The 4358-nt window shown below is 74.0% G+C and carries 5 protein-coding genes and 1 pseudogene; 3 read left to right on the top strand and 3 right to left on the bottom strand.

The genetic code is table 11. The features are described from left to right. The 3 genes and pseudogenes from ABD308_RS37300 to ABD308_RS37290 form a co-directional block, all read right to left on the bottom strand. Positions 1 to 248 (bottom strand): annotated as a pseudogene (locus ABD308_RS37300) (hypothetical protein); the annotation flags it as partial. Next, the gene (locus tag ABD308_RS37295) at positions 245 to 1117 is read right to left on the bottom strand and encodes an AAA family ATPase (protein ID WP_344345061.1); all 873 of its coding nucleotides are present in this window, start codon (positions 1115 to 1117) and stop codon (positions 245 to 247) included. The gene ABD308_RS37295 and the pseudogene ABD308_RS37300, both read right to left, overlap by 4 nt. 150 nt (positions 1118 to 1267) lie before the next feature. Continuing rightward, positions 1268 to 1972, bottom strand: a complete 705-nt coding sequence (locus ABD308_RS37290; RefSeq protein ID WP_344345058.1) for a Tat pathway signal sequence domain protein — start codon at positions 1970 to 1972, stop codon at positions 1268 to 1270. Between the two features lie 339 nt (positions 1973 to 2311). Between ABD308_RS37290 and ABD308_RS37285 the strand changes: the two genes are divergently transcribed. The 3 genes from ABD308_RS37285 to ABD308_RS37275 form a co-directional block, all read left to right on the top strand. Then, on the top strand, positions 2312 to 3022 hold the full coding sequence (locus ABD308_RS37285; protein ID WP_344345065.1) for a TetR/AcrR family transcriptional regulator: 711 nt from the start codon (positions 2312 to 2314) through the stop codon (positions 3020 to 3022). Positions 3023 to 3243: 221 nt separating this feature from the next. After that, positions 3244 to 3900 carry a DUF6230 family protein gene (locus ABD308_RS37280; protein WP_344345054.1) on the top strand — a complete coding sequence of 219 codons (657 nt, stop codon included), beginning with the start codon at positions 3244 to 3246 and terminating at the stop codon, positions 3898 to 3900. A gap of 80 nt (positions 3901 to 3980) precedes the next feature. Further along, on the top strand, positions 3981 to 4358 hold a 378-nt coding region (locus tag ABD308_RS37275), incomplete at its 3' end, for a DUF6114 domain-containing protein (RefSeq protein ID WP_344345051.1).

Raw genomic sequence — 4358 nt, 5'->3', positions numbered from 1 at the left:
CCGTCGGAGCGGGCCAGCGCGGCGGCCAGCCCGGCCCTGACCTGATCGCGGTCGGCGAGGCCGAGCACGTCCAGTACGGCCGCGGCGTCGACCGTCTCGGCGGGCCCGATCCGCAGCCCGTGGCCGCGCAGGGCGCGCACGAAGCCGGTCAGCCGGGCGGCGATGTCGGCGGGGTCGGCGACGTCGGAGGGGCCGGCGGCCGGCCGGGCCGTCGCGGCGCCGTCCCCGGGCGGGGCCGGGACGGTCATGCCACGGTGAGCTTCCGCGCGGCCTTCAGCACATCGTCCTGGTGCTTGAGGATCACACCGAGGGTGGCGCGCACGACCGTCTCGTCGAGGGTGTCGGCGCCGAGCGCGAGCAGGGTGCGGGCCCAGTCGACGGTCTCGGCCACCGAGGGGGCCTTGCGCAGCTCCATCGCCCGCAGCGCGCCGACCACCCGCACCAGCGACTCGGCCAGCGTCGCGTCCAGTCCGGGAACGCGCAGCCGGACGATCCGGCGCTCCAACTCGGCCTCCGGGTAGCCGAGGTGGAGGAAGAGGCAGCGCCGGCGCAGCGCCTCGGAGAGCTCCCGGGTGGCGTTGGAGGTGAGCAGGACGAACGGGCGTCGGCTCGCCGTGATGGTGCCCAGCTCCGGCACGGTGACCTGGAAGTCGCTGAGCACTTCGAGCAGCAGTGCCTCGACCTCGACGTCGGCCTTGTCCATCTCGTCGATGAGCAGCACGGTCGGCTCCTCGCCGCGGATGGCGGTCAGCAGCGGCCGGGTGAGCAGGAACTCCTCGCCGAAGACGTCGGTGCGGGCCTGGTCCCAGCCCTCGTCGCGTCCGGCGGTGATCCGCAGCAGCTGCTTGGCGTGGTTCCACTCGTAGAGGGCGCGGGACTCGTCGATGCCCTCGTAGCACTGGAGGCGGACCAGCCGGGCGCGGCCGATCGCGGCGACCGCCTTGGCCAGCTCGGTCTTGCCGACGCCGGCCGGTCCCTCGACGAGCAGCGGCTTGCCGAGCCGGTCGGCGAGGAAGACGGTGGTGGCGACCTCGGTGGAGGCCAGGTAGCCCACCTCGGCCAGCCGGGCGGCCGTGTCGGCCACCGAGTCGAAGAACCGCGTGCCCTCGCCGCCCATGCGCGCCCCACATCCCCGTCGTCCGGTGCCTGTTGCCAGCACCCTACCCGCGGGTCACTTCGCTGTCCCGGGCACGGCCGCGCCCGGTCGGTGGCCGGGGGTCGCCGACCGGGCCGGTTCACCGGCGCCGCGGGGGCGCCGGTGGGCGCGTCAGTTGACGAGGACGACGGGGCTTCCGGCCACCGAGACGTCCCGGACCGGGCCGTAGGTGGCGGTGAAGTAGCCGACCGGGAAGCAGGTACTCGGTCCGGAGGACTTCGGCAGCGGCTGGGCGCCGAACCCGATGGTCTGACCGGTGTTGTTCGTCGTGCCGGCGAGGCCGCCGGTGGCCCGGTAGACGCAGGTGATGGTGCCGAGGATGGTCCTCAGCACCACGGTGGTCTGCACCGGCCCGGCGGTGCCCGGGCCGAGCGAGACCGGGTAACCCGCGGCGTCGCTCACCGAGTTGACGTAGGCGAGGTTGTTGACGGTGATGCTCTGCACGCCGGTCACGCCGATCACGTTCGAGGTGCAGGAGCCGAAGGTCTGGGTGTTGAGCGACTCGGTGGCGACCCCCTGGGCGGTGGGGTTGGTGAGGACGGTCGCGGAGAACGCCGAGGTGGCGCACTTGATGCCGGTCGTTCCGGTGGCGCTGGAGGAGAAGTTGGCGGTGGTGCCGGCCGCCAGGTCGGCGGCGAGCACGTCGCCGACGGAGACGTTCGGTCCGCCCGGCGAGGTGTGGGTGAGCACGGCGACGGCGGTGGTGGTGGCCGGGGCGGTGGCGTGGTCGGCGGCCTGGGCCGGGGCGATGGTGCCGGCGGCCGGCGCCGCGGCGGCGACGAGGGCTACGGCTGCGAGGGTGCGGCGGATGCGCATGGGGGTGTGCCTCTCGGGGTGAATCGGGTGGGGGAGCCCGTGCGGTCGGCGTGGGGCGCGCGCGGTGGCGTCGGCCGCGGCGTGACCGCGACGGAGTGGTGCGGGGGCGGTGCGGGGGCGGGGCGCCGCGGACGGCTGCTCGGCGGGCCCGGCGCCACGGGTCCCCGGTACGTGCGGTGCGGGTGTTCGTCGGCGGCTGCCACCGCCGGGCACGCGTTCGCCATACTGGGCGGTCGGAACGCGTGGGGGCTTCCCGCGGCGTTCACCGCGGATGGGAAACCCGTCAGTGTTGTAAACCTGGCGTCGCGTCGATGTCAAGGAGATGCACAGGAGTTGGCGATGAAACCGGAGGCCCGTCGAAACGTCGACACCGTCCTGCTGCCCGGCGCGCGCACCGGGCGCGATCCCGCCCGGTCGATCAAGCGCGGCCCGAGCCGGCTGCCGCCCGGGGTGGTCGCCGCGACCCAGCGCGAGCGGCTGCTCGACGGACTGGTGCTCACCGTGGCGCAACACGGCTACCAGCGCGCCACGGTGAGCGACATCTGCCGCGCCGCCGGGGTGACCAGGCCGGTCTTCTACGCGCTGTTCACCGGCAAGGAGGACGCCTTCCTCGCCGCCCACCGGCACGGCACCGCAGTGGTGATCCGGCGGATGGCGGCGGCGTTCGCGGCCGCGCCGGACTGGTGCACCGGGATCCGCGAGGCGCTGCGGGCGATGCTCGGGCTGCTGGCCGGGGTGCCGGCCTTCGCGGCCATGGCGGTCATCGAGCTGGACGCGGTCGGCCCGGCCGGGCGCCGTGAGCGGGACCAACTCCTCACTCGTTTCCGGGCGTTCTTCGCCGAGGTGCCCGAACTCCCGGGCGGGGTCGCGGCGGAGGCGATGGTCGACGCCGTGGTCGGCGGCGTCTACTGCGCCCTGCAGCGCCGCATCGACGCCGGTCGCACCGACCAACTCCCGGATCTTCTCCCGACCTTGAGCCTCTTCTGCCTGGCCCCCTTCCTCGGCCCGGCCGAGGCCGCGCGCCGCCTGGCCGTGGATCCCGTGCCGTAGGGCCGGTGCGCCGATCGCGGCGCCGGGGAGCGGGCGGTGATCCTTCGCGCACCCGTATTGACCCGCTCAATACCCGGCAGTAGCTTCCCAGTTACCCACCGCGGCCCGACCGGCCCGCCCCGCTGCCGAGGGGCGGCCCCTCCCGGCCGTGCCGCGGAACGCTGTCCGCGCCAGGACAACGTGCCAGTGACTGCCCGTCCCCACCATCCGAGGGAGCACACATGGCCACGTCCGAGGACGCCGCCCGCACCACCGAGAGCACCGCCGGCGCGGAGGCGCCCGTGCGGCGCCGAGGACGGGTCCGGCTGAAGCGCACCGCGCTGATGGCCGTTCCCGCCGTCGCCGCCGGTGCCGTGCTGATGACCCTGACCGCGCAGGGCGTGCTCGCCGCCCAGTTCGCGATCTCCGGCATGCCGTTCACCGTCACCGCCGACAGCCTGGAAGGCGTCGGATTCGAGCAGTTCGGAAGCCTGGACCACATGATCGAGGACAGCCCGAACGCCGGGGACACCGGCGGGCAGGTGCTGGTCGCGGTCTCCGCGATCAAGCGGGCGACGCTCACCAAACTGTGCCAGAGCGTCGAACTCGGCGGCATCAACCTGCTGATCAGGGCGGGCGACGCCGGGACGCCGGTGACCGCCACCGACCTCACCACCGACTCCGACCTGCTCACCGGCGACGCCGAGTTCACGAACATCGAGGTCGGCGGCGACGCGAGCACCTTCACCAAGGCCGGCGTCCAGGGCCTGCCCGGCGTCTTCGGGCAGCAGGCCGACGCCGTCACGATCCGCAACCTGCGGCAGCACAACTACGCCACCACCGCCGCCGCCTTCAAACTGCCCAACCTGCGGCTGAGCTTCAGCTCCGAGGGCTGCTGACGGTGGCCGCACCCGAGCCGACGCCGGAGCCGGTGCCCGCGCCGGTGCCTGCGGCGGTGCCCGCTCTGGATCCGACACCCGTGCCGACGCCCGAGGCCGTGCCGGCGGCCCGGAGCCGCCCGTCCTGGCGCGGCTGGCGGGGCCGGCGGCCGTTCTGGGGCGGAGTGCTCGTCCTGTTCGGCGGCGCGGAGATCCTCTTCACGCTGCGCGCCCCGCTGCCCGTCGTCCTGCACATCGGGCTCCAGGGGCTGTCCGGCTACCTGGTCCCCACGGTGATGGTGGTCTGCGGCCTGCTGATCCTGTTCAACCCGGCCCAGCGGCTGTTCTACTCCATCCTCGCCGTGCTGGCCTCGCTGGGCAGCTGGCTCACCTCCAACCTGGGAGGCTTCCTGATCGGCATGCTGTTCGGCGTGATCGGCAGTTGCCTCACCTTCGGCTGGCTGCCCGACCAGCCCCCG

This window comes from Kitasatospora putterlickiae (genome assembly GCF_039527695.1).
Classification (GTDB): Bacteria; Actinomycetota; Actinomycetes; order Streptomycetales; family Streptomycetaceae; genus Kitasatospora; species Kitasatospora putterlickiae.
This window is presented reverse-complemented; position numbering and strand designations above follow the sequence as displayed.